The organism is Synechococcus sp. B60.1 (genome assembly GCF_047462555.1).
GTDB lineage: Bacteria > Cyanobacteriota > Cyanobacteriia > Thermostichales > Thermostichaceae > Thermostichus.
Window position 1 is genome coordinate 7,706 of record NZ_JANSJN010000023.1, and the last position, 20,459, is coordinate 28,164.

17 protein-coding genes are annotated in these 20,459 nt (G+C 60.2%); 10 read left to right on the forward strand and 7 right to left on the reverse strand.

The genetic code is table 11. The features are described from left to right. Window positions 1-18: 18 nt before the first annotated feature. The gene (gene ribH, locus NW863_RS04195; protein WP_414364692.1) at window positions 19-570 is read left to right on the forward strand and encodes a 6,7-dimethyl-8-ribityllumazine synthase; all 552 of its coding nucleotides are present in this window, start codon (window positions 19-21) and stop codon (window positions 568-570) included. Here ribH and htpG read toward each other — a convergent pair. Beyond that, entirely contained in the window at window positions 564-2,423 is a 1,860-nt protein-coding gene (gene htpG, locus NW863_RS04200; protein WP_414364668.1) for a molecular chaperone HtpG, read from the reverse strand. The genes ribH and htpG overlap by 7 nt on opposite strands. A 105-nt stretch (window positions 2,424-2,528) precedes the next feature. Beyond that, complete coding sequence (locus NW863_RS04205) at window positions 2,529-3,974, reverse strand: LCP family protein (protein ID WP_414364670.1); 1,446 nt, start codon at window positions 3,972-3,974, stop codon at window positions 2,529-2,531. Between NW863_RS04205 and NW863_RS04210 the strand changes: the two genes are divergently transcribed. The 4 genes from NW863_RS04210 to NW863_RS04225 all read left to right on the forward strand — a co-directional run bounded on the left by NW863_RS04210 (window position 3,973) and on the right by NW863_RS04225 (window position 9,160). Continuing rightward, entirely contained in the window at window positions 3,973-4,722 is a 750-nt protein-coding gene (locus tag NW863_RS04210) for a 4'-phosphopantetheinyl transferase family protein (RefSeq protein WP_414364672.1), read from the forward strand. The two genes, NW863_RS04205 and NW863_RS04210, sit on opposite strands and share 2 nt — an antisense overlap. Before the next feature lie 43 nt (window positions 4,723-4,765). Next, window positions 4,766-5,215, forward strand: a complete 450-nt coding sequence (locus tag NW863_RS04215) for a plastocyanin/azurin family copper-binding protein (RefSeq protein WP_414364673.1) — start codon at window positions 4,766-4,768, stop codon at window positions 5,213-5,215. 65 nt (window positions 5,216-5,280) lie between these two features. Beyond that, a complete protein-coding gene (locus tag NW863_RS04220; protein WP_414364675.1) occupies window positions 5,281-7,752 on the forward strand; it encodes an HD family phosphohydrolase in 2,472 nt (823 codons plus the stop codon). Between the two features lie 187 nt (window positions 7,753-7,939). After that, window positions 7,940-9,160 carry a glycosyltransferase gene (locus NW863_RS04225; protein WP_414364677.1) on the forward strand — a complete coding sequence of 407 codons (1,221 nt, stop codon included), beginning with the start codon at window positions 7,940-7,942 and terminating at the stop codon, window positions 9,158-9,160. Between the two features lie 27 nt (window positions 9,161-9,187). Here the strand turns inward: NW863_RS04225 and NW863_RS04230 are convergent, their stop codons facing one another. From NW863_RS04230 to ffh, 3 genes are all read right to left on the reverse strand, one after another. Continuing rightward, window positions 9,188-11,059: a peptidoglycan D,D-transpeptidase FtsI family protein gene (locus NW863_RS04230; RefSeq protein WP_414364679.1), complete on the reverse strand. Its 1,872-nt coding sequence runs from the start codon at window positions 11,057-11,059 to the stop codon at window positions 9,188-9,190. A gap of 89 nt (window positions 11,060-11,148) precedes the next feature. Continuing rightward, window positions 11,149-11,604 (reverse strand): tRNA (cytidine(34)-2'-O)-methyltransferase, encoded by a 456-nt coding sequence (locus NW863_RS04235; RefSeq protein ID WP_414364681.1) that lies wholly within the window; start codon window positions 11,602-11,604, stop codon window positions 11,149-11,151. Between the two features lie 9 nt (window positions 11,605-11,613). Continuing rightward, window positions 11,614-13,065: a signal recognition particle protein gene (gene ffh / locus NW863_RS04240; protein ID WP_414364682.1), complete on the reverse strand. Its 1,452-nt coding sequence runs from the start codon at window positions 13,063-13,065 to the stop codon at window positions 11,614-11,616. A gap of 155 nt (window positions 13,066-13,220) precedes the next feature. Here ffh and NW863_RS04245 point away from each other — a divergent pair, with 155 nt between their 5' ends. The 5 genes from NW863_RS04245 to NW863_RS04265 all read left to right on the forward strand — a co-directional run bounded on the left by NW863_RS04245 (window position 13,221) and on the right by NW863_RS04265 (window position 19,585). Further along, window positions 13,221-14,681: a carotenoid oxygenase family protein gene (locus tag NW863_RS04245; protein WP_414364684.1), complete on the forward strand. Its 1,461-nt coding sequence runs from the start codon at window positions 13,221-13,223 to the stop codon at window positions 14,679-14,681. A 526-nt stretch (window positions 14,682-15,207) separates the two neighbouring features. After that, window positions 15,208-16,008, forward strand: coding sequence for a hypothetical protein (locus NW863_RS04250; protein ID WP_414364686.1), 801 nt, complete (start codon window positions 15,208-15,210; stop codon window positions 16,006-16,008). 85 nt (window positions 16,009-16,093) lie between these two features. Beyond that, a complete protein-coding gene (locus NW863_RS04255; protein ID WP_414364687.1) occupies window positions 16,094-16,378 on the forward strand; it encodes a hypothetical protein in 285 nt (94 codons plus the stop codon). 87 nt (window positions 16,379-16,465) lie between these two features. Then, complete coding sequence (locus tag NW863_RS04260; protein ID WP_414364689.1) at window positions 16,466-18,193, forward strand: ABC transporter permease; 1,728 nt, start codon at window positions 16,466-16,468, stop codon at window positions 18,191-18,193. 18 nt (window positions 18,194-18,211) lie between these two features. Then, complete coding sequence (locus tag NW863_RS04265) at window positions 18,212-19,585, forward strand: nitrate/sulfonate/bicarbonate ABC transporter ATP-binding protein (RefSeq protein WP_414336097.1); 1,374 nt, start codon at window positions 18,212-18,214, stop codon at window positions 19,583-19,585. Window positions 19,586-19,683: 98 nt separating this feature from the next. Here NW863_RS04265 and ndk read toward each other — a convergent pair whose 3' ends face one another. Together ndk and NW863_RS04275 are read right to left on the reverse strand one after the other, a co-directional pair. Beyond that, on the reverse strand, window positions 19,684-20,133 hold the full coding sequence (gene ndk / locus NW863_RS04270; RefSeq protein WP_414335826.1) for a nucleoside-diphosphate kinase: 450 nt from the start codon (window positions 20,131-20,133) through the stop codon (window positions 19,684-19,686). Between the two features lie 74 nt (window positions 20,134-20,207). Beyond that, the coding region (locus NW863_RS04275) for a HupE/UreJ family protein (RefSeq protein ID WP_414364691.1) at window positions 20,208-20,459 on the reverse strand (252 nt) is incomplete at its 5' end.

The window sequence follows — 20,459 nt, forward strand, 5'->3', positions numbered from 1 at the left end:
TTTGTTCAGACGGGGGATCTGCGTCTGGCCATTGTTATCAGTCGGTTTAACGATTTGATTGCCGGCAAATTGTTGGAGGGGTGCCAGGATGCCCTGAAGCGGCATGGCATCGATGTCAGCTCGGAGAGCCAGCAGGTGGACTATTACTGGGTGCCCGGCAGCTTTGAGGTGCCTGTGGTAGCCCACCAACTGGCCCAGTCCCGCCGTTACGATGCCATCATCTGCTTGGGGGCGGTGATTCGCGGCCAAACCCCTCACTTTGACTATGTGGCAGCAGAGGTGACCAAGGGGATCGCGGCAGCGAGTTTTCGCACCGGCGTGCCAGTCATTTTCGGGATCCTCACTGCCGATACTCTGCAGCAGGCGCTGGAGCGGGCCGGGATCAAGAACAACAAAGGCTGGGAATACGCCATGAGTGCCCTGGAGATGGCCACCCTGATGCGCCAAGTAGCTCCCCTGTTGCAAGGGAGTGACAGGGCTGGCAATAATGGAGCGGCCTCCCGTCCCTCTCTGCCCGGTGGAGCAGAGGCGCTGCAGCCGGGGGTAACTTTGGAGAGTGCCGCCTACTGACGGCGGGTTAGACGGGTGAGCACCTCGTTGGAGCGCTGCACAAAGGCCCGTGCGGCTGACGGGTCAAAGCTTTTCTGGGTAATCAGCGCCAGATCGTAGATGTGATTGCAGATGAGGTTGACCAGCTCTGGATCCCGCCCCTCCTCGGCCAGAGCCTGCAGGTTTTGGATCAAGGGGTGGGCGGTGTTGAGAACTAGGGTGTGTTCTTCCAGAAACTCTATGGGCTTTTGTTGCAGGATGGCATTGAGCTCCTGCAGGCGCCGCAGCGCCTCCGGCAGCAGGATCATGGCCGGAACCGACTCAGACTTGAGGGCCTCGGCTTTGATCTGCAGCTTCTCTTTGCCCAAAGCCTGACGGAACAGATCCACCAGCTTTTCGCTGCGGGTTTTTTGTGTGATGGGATCGACGAGATCGGCAGCTTTGTCTTTCTGGATCAGCGTCTCGTCCAGCTCGGAATCCACCCGCTTAAATTGGATCCCTTCTTCCCGATACTCCCGCTCCAGGAAGCTGCTGAAATGGCTGTCGATCCAGCTATCCAGCATGATGACCTCCAGGCCCTGGGAGCGGTGCAGGTCGATGTAGGCGCTCTGGGCCGCTTCGTCGGTGGCGTAGTAAACCCGCTTGTTTTGCTTTTCCCGCGTGCGCTCCAGGTATGCTTTGAGGGTCACGTACTCCGGTTTATCGGCAGGGGATCCGGCCACTCGGAAAATGAGAATGTCTTTAATCTGGGCGAAGAACTTGTCGTTGTTCATCGCCCCAAATTTCATGAAGAGGCTGATATCGGGCCAGACCTTGACATATTTTTCGTAGTCTTCTTTGTAAAGCTCGTTGAGGCGATCCGCCACCTTTTTGGCGATGTGATCCCCGATGCGCCTGACGGTGCGATCATTTTGCAGGAAGCTGCGGGAGACGTTGAGGGGAATATCTGGGCTGTCGATGGCACCGCGCAGAGGCAGGAGGAATTTGGGAATGACTTCTTCGCAGTTATCCTGGACAAAAACCTGGTTGCAAAATAGCTTGACCTGGCCCTTGGTGGGATCGATATCCGGGCGCAACTTGGGGAAGTAGAGGATCCCTTGCACGATGAAGGGATAATCCGTGTTGATGTGTACCCAGAAGTGGGGATCCTCTTGGAAGGGATAGAGGTAGCGGTAAAACTCTAGGTAATCCTCATCCTTGAGCTCAGAGGGAGGAATCTTCCAGAGGGGCTTCTGGCGATTGATGACTTCTCCGTTGAGTTTAATAGGGACGGGAATGAAGTCGCAGTATTTGCGCACCAATTCGCGGATGCGGCTTGGCTCCAGATACTCCTCGCTATCCGGGCTGAGGTAAAGGGTGACGGTGGTGCCGATGGCGGAGCGCTGCGAATCGGAAAGGGTAAAAGTTGGGCTGCCGTCGCAAGACCACTGCACAGGCGTGCTGCCGGGCTGATAGGAAAGGGTGTCGATCTCCACCCGCTGCGCCACCATAAAAGAGGAATAGAATCCCAGGCCAAAGTGGCCGATGATCGCCTGTTCTGCGTCTTTGCCTTTGTACTTTTGAAGGAACTCCTCAGCGCTGGAAAAGGCCACCTGGTTGATGTACTTTTTTACCTCTTCGGCAGTCATACCGATGCCGGTGTCGCTGACCGAGAGGGTCTTGGCCTCTTTGTTGAGCGCGATCACGATCTCCGGCTCCGGGGGATCCGCCACTTCGCCGGCCAGTTTGGCCATCTTGAGCTTGGCAATGGCATCGGCAGCATTGGAGATCAGCTCCCGCAAAAAAATCTCCCGATCCGAATAGAGAGACTGCTTGATGATGGGGAAAATGTTCTCGGTGTGGATGGTGATGGATCCCTGTTCCAGCACAGTCATAGATGGCTCGGCACTTCAACAAGCTCAGTGCCAATCTACAGAGGTAGCAAAGGCCCCGACAAGCTGAACTTTTTCCAGAAATCCGCACCCGCAACCGAACCGGCTCTAGAGCTGAGCCCCTCTGGCCGGACTCTGGGCCTGGTCGATATCAAGGGTAAGCTGGTGGGCCCAATCTTGCCCAACGCGAATGGTGATGTCGGAGTTGAGAACGCCGGTGGATTCCACCCGCAGCTCTCCCAGGCCAAGGGCAGCGCGAACCTGCTTGGCTCCTTCCCGATCCCCGCTTTGGGCGAGGATCTCCGTTTGCGGCAACACCTGGGGGCTGTCTTCGACGGCAAAAACCTGGGTATAGCCCTGTCGAACCAGTTCTTGCACCACGCGGCGGGCCATCCCCGGCTTTCCGGTAGCATTTTGCACAGCTATGCGCAGGCGGTGCGGCGAGATGGGAGCTACTTCCGCCTCCAGGCCAAAGTGGGTCACGGCCAGGCGGCGGATCCCGGCCAAATCTGGCAGCCAGTAGCTGGTGGCAAACTCTCCCGGCTGGCTGAAGCGGCCCGGCAACAGCACCAGGTCGATGCGATCGTCCCCAGAGGTGAGGACGAACTTGGCCAAGCTCAGAACCTCTTCCCAGGTGAGGTTGGTCTCTAGGTGGGTGCGGACGACCTGCAAAACCTTCGGGATGCGCGGCCAGACGGCAGGGGAGAGCAGTTCCCGGCTCAGGGCCCGCAGCAGCTCCTGTTGCCGTTGTACCCGACCGATATCCCCCAAGCCCAGGTGGTCGCGGCGGAAGCGGGCAAAGTGATGGGCTTGTTCGCCATTGAGGCGGTGCCAGCCAGGCTCTAGGTTAATAAACAACTGCTGCGTGTGATCCACATAGTGCATGGGCTCCGGCACATAGACCTCCACACCCCCCACTGCGTCAATCAAAGCTTCCAGGGCCTCGGTATTGAGGCGAACATAGCGGTCAATCGGGATCCCGCCCAGCAAGGTGCTGACCACCTGGGCCACCAGCGCCGGGCCCCCTGCCAAGTTGGCCGCATTGATCTTGGTTACACCAAAGCCAGGCAAGCGCACGCGGGTATCGCGAGGGATGGATAGGACAGTGATCCGCTGCGCCTGTGGATCAAAACGGGCCAAGAGGATGGTGTCGGTGCGGGTGTTGAGACGCTCCCGTTCTGTGGACGAAGGCAGGGTGGGATCCGGGTTGTCGGTGCCGAGGATGAGAATGTGCAAGGATCGATCCAGAGCGGCAGCGCGCAGGGCATCCGGTCGGAAGGCCTCCTGTTCTTTGGCAGTCAGGGAGGTGGGAATCACCTGACGAGGCAGCATCACGGCCAAGAAGGCACCGGCAGAACCTGACAACACAGCCGTGAATCCCAACAACAGCCAGAGGATCCCCTGGCGGATGGCCTGCTGACGAGCGGCGCGGACACGGTCTGGGCGGGGTGGATACTGGAAGGAGGACATCAGGTTGGGCCGAGCCTCGCGGGCGCCTGCAGGAAGGGGTGTACTGTTTAGGGGGTGTTGCCAACCCCACCAATTCAAGGTCATGTTACCGCATCCTTATTCCCTAGGACTGTCCATACCCAACTTCGGCGAGACGGCAGCTTCCCCGGCGGGATCCCTGCAACTGTTGCTGGCGAAGTCGGAGGTGCACCTGTGGCTACAAGTCTTGCCGCCGCTGGCGGAGTTGCTCTCCCAGCTCGACCTTCTTTCCCATGAGGAACGGCAGCGCGCGGAGCGTTTACAGCGGATGGAGGATCGGCGTCGCTTTCTGGGTGGTCGTTTGCTGTTGCGAACCCTGCTTGGCCGCTACAGCGGCCTCCCTCCCCGCGCGATCCCCCTCGGCTACACCGCCGCCGGCAAGCCCTATTGGCCGGATCCACCCCTACCGCTGCAGTTCAACCTCAGCCACTCCCACGAGTGGATCCTGGTCGGCTTGACGTTGCAGCGTCGAATTGGCGTGGACTTGGAGCGGATCCGACCCGTGCCCCGCTGGCAACGCATTGCCCGACGCTATTTCTCCGCCGCCGAGCAGGCTCGTCTGTTGGCCTGTCCACCGGCAGAGCGGGAGAGGGTTTTCCTGGAGCTGTGGACGCAGAAAGAGGCTCTCCTGAAAGCCATGGGCGTGGGGCTGGCCGGAGCCAGGGCCGCGGCTGGGGATCCCTGCTGGCTGACCCTGCCCCTGCGGGTTGCCGAGGGCTACGTTGCCGCTGTGGCGATGGAACGACTGGAAGTGGGCGGGCCAGTCCCGACGGTGCAGCTCTGCCAAGGCGCAGATCTCTTCACTCCCGCTTGAACTGCTATCTTGGGTTTTCAGGCCGAGTTTTCATGTTGGGGTTATGTTGCGTGGGTTGCGTTATCTCCTGATATTGAGCCTCTGTCTGGGGATGTCGATCGGCGGGATCCCGCATCCGGCCTGGGCGCGGGATCTGTCGCGGCAAACGCCCCAGGACAAAGCTGTCGAGTTAGGTACTGCTGATAACCAGTTGGTGTTTGTGCCCAAGGAGCTCTTTTTTCGCAACGGCAACCTCTACCGTTTGCACTTGAGCAACCCCAGCCAGTTGAAGCACTATTTCAGCGCCAAAGATTTTGCCGATGCCGTTTGGACTCGCAAGTTGGAAGTGGCCGGCGTGGAAATCAAGGGCCAGATCCGAGAACTGGAGCTGAAGCCAGGTGCGGCAGTGGAGTGGCAGTTTATTCCCCTGAAATCTGGAGTTTATTCTTTGGTCTGTACCATTCCCGGCCACGCCGAAGCGGGCATGATTGGGCAGATTACCATTGGCGACTAGGCTATCTCCTGGGCTAGGGGGGCAAAAGGGGATAGAAAAGAGAAAGACGCTGCCAGGCAAATCGCATGAAAAACCTGCTCAGCCCCATCGTGGAACACTGGACTCGGCGACGCCAGGCAGCCTCTCCTCGCAAGAGCAGGCCCCCCCTGCCGGAGCGGGTTGCCGGCTATGCCCTAGCGCTTCTCTCCCTCACTGCTGTTCACGGGATCCGCTACTACAACGAGCCGCAACTGACCGTCGGCAGCCGCTCCCCGCAAACCTTCCTCGCTCCTGCTGCGGCAGAGATCGAAGATGTGGAGGCTACCCAGGCCCGGCAGGCCGAGGCGCGACGGCGCGTGGTGCAAGCCCTCAAAATCGACAGCACCGCCAACGAGAGCATGCGGCAAAATCTGGAGGCTCTCCTGGCAGCGGTGGAGGCCATCCGACAAGAGGCAGGTTCTCTGCCCTATGTTTCTGTCCAATTGCTATCTCTGCCAACGCAGATCTACCTGCGCCAGCTTGCCCCAGAAGAGTGGGAACTCCTTCAGGCTCGTGTCCGACAAGAGGCCATCCGCACCCGTGCAGCCACTCACTCTCTGTCGGAAGAGGTTGCTGGACGTCTGGAGCCGCTTTTTCCAGAGCAGCGGGCCCGGCAAGAGCTGGTCGAGGTTTGGCAGCGGGCCTGGTTGGATGGGGCGGCCACTCAGACGGCGGCCACGGATCCCTATACCCAGTTAATTGCCCAGGTGGAGGCGGCACAACAGCGCTATCGGGCGGCTCTGGAGGCTCTGGAACAGCTCACCCCCCCTGTCGCGGCCACGGTTCTCAACTTAACAGAGACTGAGTGGCAGCAGCTCCAGGGCCTGAGCCGGCGGGTCTTGGAGCGCCTGCAGAAGATAGGCATTGTGGATGGCCTGCCCCGCGAGGTGCGCGCTGAAGGGATCCAAGCCCAACTGGACGAGCTGGCCTTTCCAGGCAGTGCCGCCCAGCGGCAGGAGCTGCAGGGGCTGGTCTATCAGTGGCTGCAGCAGGTGCTGATCCCCAATCTGGAGGTGGATCCGCAGCGCACCGAGCAGCGCATTCGCGCCGAGCTGGAAAAAGTTGAGCCCGTCCTGATCTCGGTTGCGGAAAACCAGGTGATTGTGCGAGCAGATCAGATCATCACCCCCGAGATCTTTTTGATTTTGGATCACTTTGGTTTTACCCAGCGCAGGATCAACGTCTGGGGCCTGGTGGGGGTGGCTGGCGTTATGGGCTTGGGCTTGGCCATTTTCGTCCCCTTGCAGCAACGCTTGCAGCCGGGATTGCGCCGCCGGGATCGGGTGTTGATCCTGATGGTTTCCCTGACTGCTCCGCTTGTGGCAACTTTGTTCAAGCTGGAGTTCAGCTCCTTGCCGGCGGTGGGGCTGTTGCTGGGCAGTTTTTACGGGGCAGGGCTGGGCCTGGTGGTGGTGGTGGGCCAGGCGTTACTTTTGCCGTTGGTCTCCTCTGCCAATCTGCTCACCTTCGCACCCTTGCTTTCCGGCAGTGTGGTGGCCTGCGCCCTGGCCGGGCGCTCCCGCTCTCGGGAAGAGCTGGCCTTGTTGGGAGGAGGGGCGGCGGCGGTGCAGATGCTCACCTATGCGGCTGTTAGCTTGACCACAACTGGCGGCATCGACCTATTGGCGATGGCCTTGGGGGGAGGGATCACGCTGGGGTGGAGCATTGTGGCGCTGGGAGCCAGCCCCTACCTGGAGCGCTTGTTCGACCTAGCCACCCCCATTCGCCTCATCGAGTTGAGCAACCCCAACCGCACCCTGCTGCGGCGGCTGGCGGCAGAAGCCCCCGGCACCTTCCAGCACACCCTGTTTGTAGCCACCTTGGCGGAACGAGCTGCCCAGAAGCTGAACCTCAACGTGGAGTTGGTGCGCACCGGCACCCTCTACCATGACATCGGCAAAATGCTGCAGGCCCGCTACTTCATCGAAAACCAGATGGGCGGCCTCAACCCTCATACGCAACTGGACGATCCCTACCGCAGCGCCCAGATCATCAAGGCCCACGTCAGCGATGGACTGCGCCTGGCCAAGCAGTACAAGTTGCCCACCGCTGTGCGGGCCTTCATTCCCGAACACCAGGGAACAATTTTGATCGCCTATTTCTACCACCAGGCTCGGCTGAAAGCCGGGGATCAGCCGGTGCCCGAGGAGCTGTTCCGCTACGATGGCCCCATCCCCCAGAGCAAGGAGACAGGGGTGGTAATGCTTGCCGATGCTTGTGAGGCGGCCCTGCGCAGCATGACCCTGAGCGACGGCTTTGGCCCTGAGGTGGTTGAGCGGGCCAAGGCTGTTGTCCGCAAAATTGCCCAGGCCCGTTGGCAAGATGGCCAACTGGTCGATAGCGGCCTGACGCTGGAGGATCTGGAGATAGTGGCCGAGGCTTTTGTGGAAGTTTGGCGAGAGTCCAACCACGAGCGCATTCCCTACCCCAGTCCTGCCCCTGCCCCACCCTTGCCTGAGCCCGACTCTGCCCAGGCCGAGATGCCTGTGTTGATGACTCCTTCGACAGGATCCCCCTAGCCTCGGCGAGCTGGGTAGGGAGAGAAAAGTCTAGTTCTAGAGCTCATCCATCGGTACGATAGGGGATCATTTGCGCCGGTGGCGCGTGGCGCTGTTGCGAAGCGAAACAGCTCCAAGGTTTCAGCTTGACCCGCACTCAAGCTCTATGCTCAGGATCCTTTACCATCGTTTTTGGATGGCCTGCTGAATGCCTTATGCAGCTCCTGCTTCCTCCAACCCTCCCAAAGTTTCGGCAGTCCCTATTCAGATCCCGCCTCTTTCCCGGCCTAGCCCTGTCCAACTTTCGCTGGTTATCCCCACCTACAACGAGGCCTCCAGCATTGGCAGCCTAATCCGGCAGTTGTGTGCCCACCTGGACGCAATTCTGCCAGGAGCCTACGAGCTGATTGTGGTAGATGACAACAGCCCGGATTGCACGGCCAAAGTGGCCCAAGAACTACAAGAGGAATTCCCCCAACTGCAGGTTATCTGCCGCCAACACGAACGGGGCCTGGCTACCGCCGTGTTACGGGGATGGCAAGTTGCCCGCGGCGAGGTGCTGGGGGTGATGGATGGAGACTTGCAGCATCCGCCAGAGATCATCCTCAAGTTGTGGCCCCCTATTCAGCAAGGGGCAGACCTGGTGGTGGGCAGCCGCTACGCGGAGTCGGGAGGAGTGAGCCACTGGAACCTGGGCCGGCGCCTCGTCTCCCGGGGAGCCCAGGCTATTGGGCTGGTTTTGCTGCCGGGGGTTTTCAGGCGGGTGTTGGATCCGCTCAGCGGGTTGTTTCTGGTTAGACGCCAAGCCATTGCCGGGATCCCGCTCAGCCCCAAGGGCTACAAGCTCTTGATCGAGGTGCTGGCGCGGGGCCGGGTGAAGACCATAGCCGAGGTCGGCTATATCTTCCAGGAGCGCCAAAACGGCGAGAGCAAAATCCAACTGCAAACCTGCCTCCAGTATCTCCACCACCTTATTGCTCTTCGCTTCTCCCTAGGCCAGATGGGATCCTTTTTGCGCTTTAGCACGGTCGGCCTATCCGGCACGTTTGTGGATATGACGTTGCTGTATCTGTTGCACGATCCCAACAACTTAGGGTGGGATCTGGCTATCAGCAAACTCATCGCCTCTGAGGTGGCCATTCTCAACAACTTCCTCTGGAACGACCTGTGGACCTTTCGCCATGTCACTCGGCTACAGCCAGGCCTCTGGAATCGTCTGAAGCGATTGGTTAAGTTTAATGTCATTTGCCTGATCGGCTTGCTGCTCAACTCTTCGTTGTTGATCTTGCTGAGTGAGCGCCTGGGCATTCACTATCTGTTGGCTAACTTGATTGCAATTGGCATTGTTGTATTTTGGAACTTTTATCTCAACGCTAAACTAAGCTGGCGGGTGGCAGCGAAGTCGGATGCCGAGGGCAGCCAGTCCTGATCCCAGCTTTCGCCCGGGGGCCAGAGGCTAGGTGGAGTTGGGGCGGATCCCTTCCAGGGTGATGATCTCCTGGATAACCGAGCGAACCACAGGAGCCGCCGTTGTCGATCCAAAGGCATCTTCTCCCCGCGGCTCGTCGATCACGGCCAAGATCACGTACTGGGGGCGAAGGGCGGGGAAATAGGCCACAAAACTGGTGATGCGCTTGCCGGGCAGATAGCCTCCCTGCGGCCCTGCTTTCTGGGCCGTGCCTGTTTTGCCGCCGATTTCATATCCCTCAATCTTGGCCGATTGCCCGGTGCCAAAATCCACCACGTCCCGCATTTGGATGCGCACCGCCAGGGTGGCCTGCTCCGACAACACCCGTACCGGCTGGGGTTGGGGGGATCCCCAAACCAGGGTGTCGGTATCCTTTTCAACCAGACCGCGCACCACGTGGGGCCGCACTTTCAGCCCGCCGTTGGCAATGATGCAATGCATGGCGGCCAACTGCAGGGGGGTCAGGGCCAGACCCTGGCCAAAAGCAACGGTGGCCCGCTCCACCGGCACGGTTACGAATTGCCGCAGGGGTTTCAGGCGGCTGGCCGGTTCAAAGGGCAAATCCACGCCGCTGGGCTCGTTAAATCCCAACCGCAGCAGGGCATTGTAATACTGGCGGGGATCCAGCTTGCGCATCAGATGGACCATGCCTACATTGCTCGACTGGCGCAGGATATCGGTGACGCTCATCCAGCCATGGCCTCCCCGCTGCCGGTAGTCGTAGTTTTGGATAGGCCAGCGGCCAATCCAGATCTGTCCCTCGTCGTAGACCCGTTCGTTGGCCGTGAAGGCGCCGGCATCCAGCCCAATGGCGATGTTGATGGGCTTAAAGGTGGATCCCGGCTCGTACAAATCCGTAACGGCCCAGTTGCGAAAGAGGGCAGGGTCATACTCGAAGTAGCGGTTGGGATCGTAGGTGGGCTCGCTCACCAGGGCCAGGATCTCTCCCGTGTGAGGTTGCAGGACGATCACGGTGCCCCGTAGGGCTTGAAACCGTTCCAGTTGCGTTTTCAGGGCGGCGCGGGCAGCCCGCTGCAGCCGCATATCCAGGGTGAGTTGCAGCACCGTCTCCTGGGATTGCAACAGTCCTTCCGGCACTTCGGCCGCCAACAACTGGCCGTAGCCATCGCGGGGAAGGGTGACAGGCTGAACCGTCCGCTCCAGCAAGACCTGTTGAGAGTACTCCAGCCCCGCTTGGCCGCGGTGATCCAGATCCACATAGCCCACCACTTCGGCGGCCATTTCCTTCTGGGGATAGACCCGCTGCCGCTCGCTCACCAGTTCCAGGCCGTCCAGGTACAAAGCCTGAATTTGAGCCGCCACTTCCGGCGACAGCCAGCGCTCCAGCCGTACCGCGTGAGTGGCCGACAACTGCTGAGTCAATTGCTCAACTGGCCGCCGCAGCAGAGGGGCCAGAGCAGTGGCAATCTCCTGGGGGGTACGCTTGCCGAAGAGGCGAGGGTGGGCCCAAAGGGTATAGACAGGGCGATCTACAGCCAACAGCTCCGCCTGCTGCCGAGCTACGGAGTGGCGATCCACAATCGAGCGGCGGGGGAGGAAGGGTCGGAGTTGGGCTCGTTGCTGGGCCTCAGCCCGCTGTTGTAAGAGCGGGCCCTGGTGGTGTTGTAAATAGACCAAACGTGCCCCCACCCCCATTAGAGCACCAGCCAGAACGAGGCCCACCGCCCCGACGCGAAAGTTCAGTTGCCGGGCTGTCGGGATCCGCTCCCCCAAAAGCCACGCCAGCCGGGATCCCTGGGGCCAGTGGCTGGGCGGCCAAGGGGGCCAAGCAGGTCTGCCCCGCTGCCGTTGGGCAAGTTGCCGGCTCCTCTGTCGGGTCTGCAAAGGTTGCTGGCCCAAACCGGCCCCAGACCTGTCTTCCACTGCCACCCCTGTATAGATACCACCGTTAGTTTGCCGCCCATCGCCTTGTCCGGCCAGCCTTCGCCTCATTGGGTGGAAAATCCCTGTTGACGCAACGCTTCAAAGAGGGCGATCGCCACCGCATTGCTGAGATTGAGGCTGCGCACCGGCCCGCTCAAGGGGATCCGCACGCTCGGGTAAGTTTCCAAGAACATGGGATCCAGGCCGCAGCTTTCGCTGCCGAACACCAGCCAGTCTCCGGGCTGATAGGCCACCTCGGTGTAGAGGGCCTTGCCCCGCACGCTAAAGCACCAGAACCGCGCCTCGGGATGGGCTTGCACCAGAGCAGACCAAGAGGGATAGCGATGCAGTTGGACGTGCTCCCAATAGTCCAGCCCTGCCCGCCTGAGGTAGCGATCCGAGAGGCGAAACCCCAAGGGATCCACCAGGTGGAGGGGCGTGCGGGTAGCTGCACAGGTGCGGGCAATGTTCCCCGTGTTGGCTGGGATCTCCGGAGCTACCAAAACAACATGGAAGGGCATGGGCCGCTCTCAATGGCTGCCAAACCCGCGGCTGCCGCCTCCCTTTTTGCCCCCACCTTTGCCCGGCTTGCGGCTGGGCTGCTGTCGCGGCGGCGCTGCAGAACGTCCCCGCCACTGGGGGCCGCCCACCGGCAGTGGGCCTCGTCCACCCGGCATCCCCGGAAGGCCGCCCAGGCTCATGCTGCGCATCATGTCGCGCATGCGCTGAAAATCGCTCACTAGGCGGCTGACATCCTCCAGCTTGTGGCCGGAGCCCAGGGCCACCCGCCGCTTGCGGCTGACGCTGCGGGCCAAGAGGTCGGGGTTGCGGCGCTCTTCGGGGGTCATGGAGTTGATCATGGCCTCGGCACGGGCCAGTTGGTCTTGTCCTTTTTGCAGTTGCTCCTCGCTGATCTTCCCCATCCCCGGCATCAGCCGCAGCAAGCTGGCCAGGGATCCCATGCGCTTGATCAGGCGCATTTGTTTGAGGAAATCGGTGAAATCGAACTGGGCGGTCATCATCTTTTCCGCCATAGCGGCGGCATCTCCCAGGTCAATTGCCTCCTGGGCTTTTTCCACCAGGCTGAGGATGTCTCCCATGCCCAAAATGCGGGAGGCCATGCGATCCGGATAAAAGGGATCCAAAGCCTCCACCTTTTCGCCGACGCCGACGAACTTGATGGGCTGGCCGGACACCTGGCGGATGGAGAGGGCTGCCCCGCCGCGGGTATCGCCGTCTAGCTTGGTGAGGATGGCGCCGGTAAGACCCAGCCGCTCGTGGAAGGCCTGGGTGAGGTTGGCGGCCTCCTGCCCAATCATGGCGTCCACCACCAGCAGGATCTCGTGGGGCTGCACCGCCGCCTTGATCCGCTCCAGCTCCGCCATCATCTCCAGGTCAATCTGCAGGCGACCGGCGGTATCCAAGATAACGTAGTCGTAGCCCTGTTCCCGCGCGGCTGCCACTCCCTGGCGGGCGATCTCGACGGGATCCGTCTTGCCCAGGTCGAAGACAGGAATCTGAATCTGCTGGCCCAGGGTCTTGAGCTGGTCGATGGCCGCCGGACGATAGATGTCGCCGGCCACCAGGAGTGGCCTTTTGCCCTGCTTGCGCAAATACAAAGCCAGCTTGGCACAGGTGGTGGTTTTGCCGGATCCCTGCAGGCCGACCATGAGCACAATGGTGGGGGGCTGCTCCGCCTGGGCAATGGGCACATTCGCCTCCCCCATCACCTTCACCAGCTCGTCGTGGACGATCTTGATAAACTGCTGGTCTGGCGTCACCCCCAGGATGACCTCAGCTCCCAGAGCGGCCTGCCGCACGTCCTCGATAAACTGCTTCACCACCTGGAGGTTGACGTCGGCGTCCAACAGGGCGCGCCGCACCTCCCGCAGGGCTTCCTGAATGTTGGTTTCGGTGATCTTGTCCTGGCCGCGCAGTTTTCTCCAGGCCAGTTCCAACTTCTCGGAGAGGGCATCAAACATGAGCGCTGTTCATCCTGTCAAGGGCTGCTAGGGCATTTCCTACCATAGTTCAATTGGAGCAGCTCCATCTTGGGATCCCGCTACCTGGATCGAGAAAGGCTGGCGACTTTACGAAAGTTTAAGCAACAATAGAAGGCGTCGCTTGCAGACTGGCCATGGTCAGCGTTGCTTCCCGCTCCTACAGCACCACCGACTGGCAGTTGGGCTACCGCTCTTTGTCCCACGAGTACGACTATTGGGTGACAGAGATCGAGGGACGGATCCCTGAGAGGCTGCAGGGAACCCTATTTCGCAATGGGCCCGGCAAGCTGGAGGCGGGATCCCAGCGCTATGGCCATCCCTTCGACGGCGACGGTATGGTGTGTGCCATCACCTTTGTAGGCGGGCGGGTGCATTTCCGCAACCGGTTTGTGCGCACTCCCGAGTTTGAGGCAGAGGAGAAGGCGGGACGGGTGCTCTACCGCGGCGTGTTCGGCACCCAGAAGCCGGGGGGCTGGTGGGCCAATTTCCTCGATCTGCGCTTCAAAAATCCCGCCAACACCAACGTCATCTACCAAGGCGGCAAGCTGCTAGCGCTTTGGGAGGCCAGCGCCCCCTATCGGCTGAACCCGGCCACCTTGGCCACCGAAGGGATCGAAACCTTTGCCGGTGCCCTTGCCCCCAACCAGCCTTTTACGGCTCATCCCCGCCGGGATCCAGCCACGGGGGATCTCATGGCCTTTGGGGTGCAGACAGGGCCCCCCTCCATACTGGTGTTTTACCGCGTCGACGCCCAAGGACGGCTGGTGGAAAAGCGGGACTACCGCCTGCCCAGCTTTGCCTTTCTGCACGACTTTGTCTGGACTCCCCGCTACTGGATCTTCTTCCAGAACCCGGTGGCCTTTAACCCCTTGCCCTATGTGTTGGGCTGGCAGCCGGCAGGCACCTGCTTGACCTTAAAAAAAGGAGAGCCCACCCGCATCTGGCTATTTCCCCAACAGGGCGAGCCGCTGCAACTGCAAACGGAGCCAGGGTTTGTCTTTCATTTTGTTAACGGCTACGACGTTGGGGATCAGGTGGTGGTCGATGCCGTTCTCTACGAAACCTACCCTGCCCTGGAGCCGGGGGCTGACTACTTGCAAATTGACTTTGCCCAGGTGCCAGCCGGCAAGCTGTGGCGGTTTGAGCTGGATCCCAAGACGGGCAAGGTTAAGCGGGAGCTCCTGCTTGATCGCTCGGTGGAGTTTCCGGCTATTCACCCCGCCCGCATGGGGGGATCCCATCGCTATATCTACATTGGGGCTACCCATGCTCCCGGTTCCAACGCCCCCTTGCAGGCCATTCTTAGGCTAGACACGACAACAGGCCGCAGTGAGCAATACAGCTTTGCCCCGCGCGGCTTTGTGGGAGAGCCGGTATTCATCCCCGATCCTGAGGACGCTGCGGAGGAAGCCGGCTGGATTGTAACAGTGGTCTTTGATGCCGCCAGTCAGCGCTCGCAGGTAGTGATCCTAGAAGCTGCCAACCTGGCAGCCGGCCCGGTGGCGCGGATCCCCTTGCGGCACCACATTCCCTACGGCCTCCACGGCAGCTTCACCCCTCAGACATGGGTAGAGGCGGATCCCAACAAGGGATAGGGGAGGGATCTTGGCATAGCTGGCTTCGTCCTGGGCCGCCGTGCGCAAGCCGAGGAAAGGGTGCGGCTCTGTAGCTCAACATTCTGCAACCTGAACCGGAGCAGTTGCTACTATCGGTTAGACTTCAGCTACAGTGATGACAACTGCTGAACCTCGATGGGTTGGGCGCAGGCCCTGGGCGGGTCTGCTGACGGGAGTAAAAGAGGAAAGCTTGTGGGGCTCGGTAGTGTGTTGAGCGGGTCTTGGGTCAAAGGGAGAGGTAAGCCCCGTTTTGGCAACAGCAGATGTCTTGCACTGCCAGACGAGCGTCGTCGCCGACCGCTAGGCATTCTGGTAAACCTCCTGGATTGACTGCAACGGAACCGTTACGATGTCCTCAGATCTGAGACCTCCCCTCCGAATTGTACGGCCCCCCCGGCCCACCTCAACCAGCGAGCCCAGGGAATCAGCTCAAGAGGTCGGGTCAGCTTCTGGTGGGGGCCTGCCTGTTGCTGCCGCCGCCGCTAGTCTAGAGCAGAAGAAAGCGATGGGAAGAGAGCGACCTTGCCTAGAGCCCATCCCGCCGCCCGGGGAAGAGATGCAGTACCGGGCCATCGGCCTCATCGAGGGGCGGTACATTCCCTCGCCCAACCACTTCACTCGCGGGATTTTGCGCACCTCGGATGGTTTAGATCTCAATGCGGTACTGCTAGGCCGGGTAATGAGCCTGGTGCGCAAGCACCTGAAGCCAGAACGCAACTATTTGTGGGTGGTCTATCCCCGCACCCGCGACAAGAGCCAAGATCTGCATGTACAGTTGATGGGGGTGTGGGCCCCAGAAGAAATGGGGCAAACCCTGCCAGAGGGATCCCGTCCGACGGTGGTGCCGGACTGGTTTTCCATTCGCGGCGAGGTCGTCTTCCAATCGCAGGAAAAAGGGTTCATTATCGTCAAAATCCGTCAATCCAGCAAAAAGAACTCCGCCAGCTCTTCCCCTCAGCGGGCCCAGACGGCAAAGGGCACTGCGTCTCCTGCAGCAACAGCTCCCAAGCCTCAGGCTTTTAAACTGCGCCTGATCGGATCCTTGCCGGGCAAAGGAGTGGGCACCTTCTGGGATCTACAGGTGCGCCGCCGCGGATCCCTGCTCTACGTGGAGGCAGGAACTCCTGTCGGCCCTGTGCTCAAAGCGCCGCCACGCCCAAAGCGTTCAACTCCCCGCCCCAAACTCAAGAAACACTCTCCCCCCCCCACTCGCGGGCAACAGCCAAAGTCCGCTCAACCCTATCCGCCCTCGGATCCCGCCAAAGCACCCAAACCAGCTAAGCCGGTCAAGAAAAAACGTCTATAGCCTCCATTCCTGGATACGAATTTGTCTTGACTGCGCTTCTGATATTGACCTCGTTGTAATAGGCCTTTCACCGTGTGGTTGCGACATGACAGAGTCAAACCCTCCTCACAACAAGGATGAATTTATTTCCCCTCGCTATCCCTACTGGGGTGAGGTGAAGCCGCAGAACTTAATTTTCGATGCCAATCTCCAGGAATTTAGCAATAAGGTGTCGCTGATTTGTGGCTTAGAAACAGGGGGCAAGATTACCCCGGAAGAGGCCTATCGCCAAATTAAACAACTGTGGAAACAGCTCAAAGAAACCAAAAAAGCTATCCTCGACGATCCCAGGTGGAATGAACCTCCTCCCGAGTTGCCGGAGGAAGAATAGCAGGCCGGATCCTCCAGCTCGAACCCCTTTTTAACTTAACCGCAAACAGTGTACACTGAGCGCGGATCCCAGGCCTATTCAGGGGACATGAGGACTTTTCCTTCTCCGGAGGTGCTCCGTCGGCTGCCGGCTGGGGCTGCTGATGGGGCTATTATTCTGGGCACGTTGGTTCTCCTGGCCTTGGTGGCGCAGGTGGGGACGGGGGCTTTTGAGCAGTTTCAGCCGCCGGCGGTGGTGCCTCAGATCGACTTGGATCCGCGCAACCTGCCCTACTACGCCGCCCGCTCCACCTTGCGCATGTTCATCGCCCTCTTCTTTTCCACCCTTTTTACCCTGATCTACGGGTATATCGCCGCCAAAAGCCGCTGGGCGGAGCGAATTTTGATCCCTTTGTTGGACATCCTGCAATCGGTGCCGGTGTTGGGGTTTCTCTCCATTACCGTTACCGGCTTCATCGCACTTTTTCCGGGCAGCCTGCTGGGTCTGGAGGCGGCTTCTATCTTCGCCATCTTCACCAGCCAGGTTTGGAACATGACTTTTTCCTTTTACCAATCCTTGCGCACCCTGCCGCAGGAGCTGGTGGAAGCGGCTACCCTCTACCGCTTGTCGGGCTGGCAGCGCTTCATCCAGTTGGAAGTGCCGGCGGCGATGGTGGGCCTCATCTGGAACGCCATGATGAGTTTTGGCGGGGGATGGTTCTTTGTGGCCGCCAGCGAGGCCATCAGCGTGCTTAACCAGGAGTACACCCTGCCCGGCCTGGGATCCTATGTGGAAGCCGCCATTCAAGCTGAAGATCTGCCCAAGTTGGGCTGGGCGCTTTTGACCATGGCGGTGGTGATCCTGCTGGTGGATCAGCTCTTCTGGCGGCCTCTGGTGGCCTGGTCGGATAAGTTTCGCCTGGAGCAGAGCGCCGGTGCGGCTGCCCCGGAGTCGTGGCTGTATGATCTGCTAACCACAGCACGGATCCCGCGGTTGCTGGGCAATTGGCTGGCTCCCTTCCGAGAATTGGCGGATCGGCTGTTGTCCTATTTAACTCGCCCGCGCTGGGGGGATCCACCCGATCCCGAGGCGGAGCGACGCCGCGAGCGGCTGTTGACTCAGCTCTCTTGGCTGGCCATTGGCGGGATCGGGATTTGGATTGTTCATTTTGTGTCCACCACCGTGGGTTTCGGGGAGGTGCTGCTGACCTTTGGGCTGGGGATCCTCACCCTGCTGCGGGTCAGCGTGCTGTTGGTTTTCGCCACCGTGATCTGGACGCCGATCGGAGTGGCCATCGGCTTTAATCCACGCCTGGCAAAGTTGCTGCAGCCGGTGGTGCAATTTCTGGCAGCTTTTCCGGCCAATTTCCTCTTTCCATTTGCCACGCTGTTTTTCATCCGCACCCAAATTAGCATTGAGTGGGGCAGCATTTTGCTGATGTCGTTGGGAGCGCAGTGGTACATTCTCTTTAACTCCATTGCCGGTGCCCAGAGCATTCCCACAGATTTGCGCGAGATGGCCGTGGATGTGGGCTTGCGGGGATGGCAGCTCTGGCAAAAGCTGATTATTCCGGGGATCTTTTCTGCCTGGGTTACCGGGGGGATCACGGCCAGCGGCGGCGCTTGGAACGCTAGCATTGTCTCGGAGATCGTGGCCTGGGGATCCACCACTCTCAAGGCTACGGGATTGGGCACCTATATCGCTGAGGCAACGGCGGTGGGAGATTGGCCCCGCATTGCTTTGGGCATTGGCATGATGAGCTTGTTTGTGGTGGGCATCAATCGCCTTTTCTGGCGGCGGTTGTATCAATTGGCAGAAGAAAAATATCACCTTTAATCTTTGAGGCTATCTGATATGAGTTCTGCAGCTTCTCCGGTTCTGATCGAAGTTGAGAGGGTCTACAAGCGCTTTCCTTTGCCGGAGGGCAAGGGCGAGTTTACGGTTTTAAGCCAGATAGATTTGCAAGTGCGGGCAGGGGAAGTTTTGGCTTTGTTGGGCCGCAGCGGCAGCGGCAAAAGCACCCTGCTGCGCATCATGGCGGGCCTGATCCCGCCTAGCGAAGGGCGAGTGTTGAGCAATGGACGTCCTCTGCGGGGCCCCAACCCGGATGTGGCCATGGTGTTTCAGAGTTTTGCTCTCTTGCCCTGGCTGACGGTGCAGGAAAATGTGGAGCTGGGGCTGCAGGCTCAAGGGATCCCGCGCGAGATCCGGCGGCAAAGGGCCCTCAAGGCCATCGACCTGGTGGGCCTGGATGGGTTCGAGAACGCCTACCCCAAGGAACTCTCGGGGGGCATGAAGCAGCGGGTGGGCTTTGCCCGCGCCTTTGTTCTAGAGCCCAAGGTGCTGTTTATGGACGAGCCCTTCAGCGCTCTGGACGTGCTGACGGCGGAGAACCTGCGGGGGGAGATCGACGAGCTCTGGAACACCCAGGCCTTCCCTTCCCAGAGCATTCTCATCGTTACCCACAACATCGAAGAGGCCGTGTTTTTGGCGGATCGGGTGGTGATCCTGGGATCCAAGCCGGGGCGGATCCGGGGAGAGGTGAAAATCGACCTGCCGCGGCCCCACGAACGTACGGATCCCCGCTTCAAGTCCCTGGTCGACTACATCTACGAGATCATGACCAATCCGGAGATCCCGGTAACCGGCGAGGTGGCTGCCCCCACTTCGGTAAGCAGTAGGGCAACTTCTCCCTACGCGCTGCCCCTGCCCCATGCGCGGGTGGGCGGCATCAGTGGTTTGCTGGAGCTGATTGTGGAATGGCCGCAGGCACGGGTAGAGATTGCCGAGCTGGCCGAGCGGTTGCAACTGGCGGTGGATGACTTGCTGCCGATTTTGGATGCGGCGGTGCTGTTGGGCTTTGCCGAGGTAAGCGGCAGGGTGGTACAACTGACCGAGATCGGCCAAGACTTTGCCAACACCACCATCTTGCGCAGCAAGGATCTCTTCCGACAGCAGCTTTTGGCACGGGTGCCGGTCTTCAAGAGCATCCTGCAGACGCTGGAAGAAAAAAACAGCCGCTCCATGCGGGCGGACTTCTTCTTGGATCTCTGGGACGAACATTTTCCCCACGAGGAAGCTGAGCGGCAGTTTGCTACAGCCGTTGACTGGGGGCGCTATGCGGAGCTCTTTGAGTACGATGCCTCGGAAGAGCGGCTGTATCTCCCAGATCCCAGCGAAAGCTCCGCCGCTTCTGAGCCTGTCGGCCTTGATTCCCGTTCTGGCTAGGGCCAGCTTGGCTTTGCCTTTTATCTCTAGCCTCTGTTCAAAGGGAGAAGAGAACTAGGGATCGACGCGACGAGCCATTTTGCTGCCGCCGGCTATGCCTACTCGTAAATCCAGCTTTGGGTGGCGGGCGTCCAGCTTACCAGCTCGGATTCCTGGAACCAAAGGGCGATCTCCCGTTGGGCGGTCTCGGGGCCATCGGAGCCATGGACGAGGTTGCGGCCAATATCAATGCCAAAATCACCGCGGATGGTGCCCGGCTCGGCGTCCAAAGGGTTGGTCTTGCCAATGAGCTTGCGAGCGGCAGCAATCACCCCTTTGCCCTGCCAGACCATGGCCACCACCGGCCCTGAGGTGATGAACTTCACCAAACCGGGGAAGAAGGGGCGCTCCTTGTGTTCAGCGTAGTGGGCTTCCGCCAGCTCTTGGCTTACCTGCACCAGCTTTAGGCCCACCAATTGGTAGCCCCGGCTTTCCAGGCGCTGGATGATGGTGCCCACCAGACCCCGCTGCACGCCGTCTGGCTTAATGGCGATAAAGGTGCGCTCCATGGGATCTCCCCTTGTTGTTACTCATCTTCACCGTTATCCTTGTACCGGATTGGGGATCCCCAGTGCAAGGGTGTCTAGGAGCTCACCACCGCCAACGTTAGGAATATAACCCCCACTATTGCAATCATCCAGCCGGCACTGCGGATTAAGCCAGGGATCCTCTCTGCCCAGGTTTCAGCCGCCCAGAGGGCAAGGAGCGCTACCCCATATTGAACGGTGCTCAACCCCAGCAGATAGCCGAGCCAGGGCATGGGTTCGGCACCGATGATAGCTTCGGCATAGGCATAGCCATGGAATAGCCCCGCCAGGGATCCCCACAGCAGCAA

Bases quoted from the DNA above. Each gene is read 5' to 3' on its own strand.
- NW863_RS04245 (WP_414364684.1), top strand. From the start codon at position 13,221: ATGGTCAGCGTTGCTTCCCGCTCCTACAGCACCACCGACTGGCAGTTG.
- NW863_RS04210 (WP_414364672.1), top strand. From the start codon at position 3,973: ATGTTACCGCATCCTTATTCCCTAGGACTGTCCATACCCAACTTCGGC.
- NW863_RS04255 (WP_414364687.1), top strand. From the start codon at position 16,094: ATGACAGAGTCAAACCCTCCTCACAACAAGGATGAATTTATTTCCCCT.
- NW863_RS04220 (WP_414364675.1), top strand. From the start codon at position 5,281: ATGAAAAACCTGCTCAGCCCCATCGTGGAACACTGGACTCGGCGACGC.
- NW863_RS04265 (WP_414336097.1), top strand. From the start codon at position 18,212: ATGAGTTCTGCAGCTTCTCCGGTTCTGATCGAAGTTGAGAGGGTCTAC.
- NW863_RS04235 (WP_414364681.1), bottom strand. From the start codon at position 11,604: ATGCCCTTCCATGTTGTTTTGGTAGCTCCGGAGATCCCAGCCAACACG.
- NW863_RS04225 (WP_414364677.1), top strand. From the start codon at position 7,940: ATGCCTTATGCAGCTCCTGCTTCCTCCAACCCTCCCAAAGTTTCGGCA.
- ffh (WP_414364682.1), bottom strand. From the start codon at position 13,065: ATGTTTGATGCCCTCTCCGAGAAGTTGGAACTGGCCTGGAGAAAACTG.
- NW863_RS04215 (WP_414364673.1), top strand. From the start codon at position 4,766: ATGTTGCGTGGGTTGCGTTATCTCCTGATATTGAGCCTCTGTCTGGGG.
- NW863_RS04250 (WP_414364686.1), top strand. From the start codon at position 15,208: ATGGGAAGAGAGCGACCTTGCCTAGAGCCCATCCCGCCGCCCGGGGAA.
- NW863_RS04205 (WP_414364670.1), bottom strand. From the start codon at position 3,974: ATGACCTTGAATTGGTGGGGTTGGCAACACCCCCTAAACAGTACACCC.
- NW863_RS04260 (WP_414364689.1), top strand. From the start codon at position 16,466: ATGAGGACTTTTCCTTCTCCGGAGGTGCTCCGTCGGCTGCCGGCTGGG.
- ndk (WP_414335826.1), bottom strand. From the start codon at position 20,133: ATGGAGCGCACCTTTATCGCCATTAAGCCAGACGGCGTGCAGCGGGGT.
- htpG (WP_414364668.1), bottom strand. From the start codon at position 2,423: ATGACTGTGCTGGAACAGGGATCCATCACCATCCACACCGAGAACATT.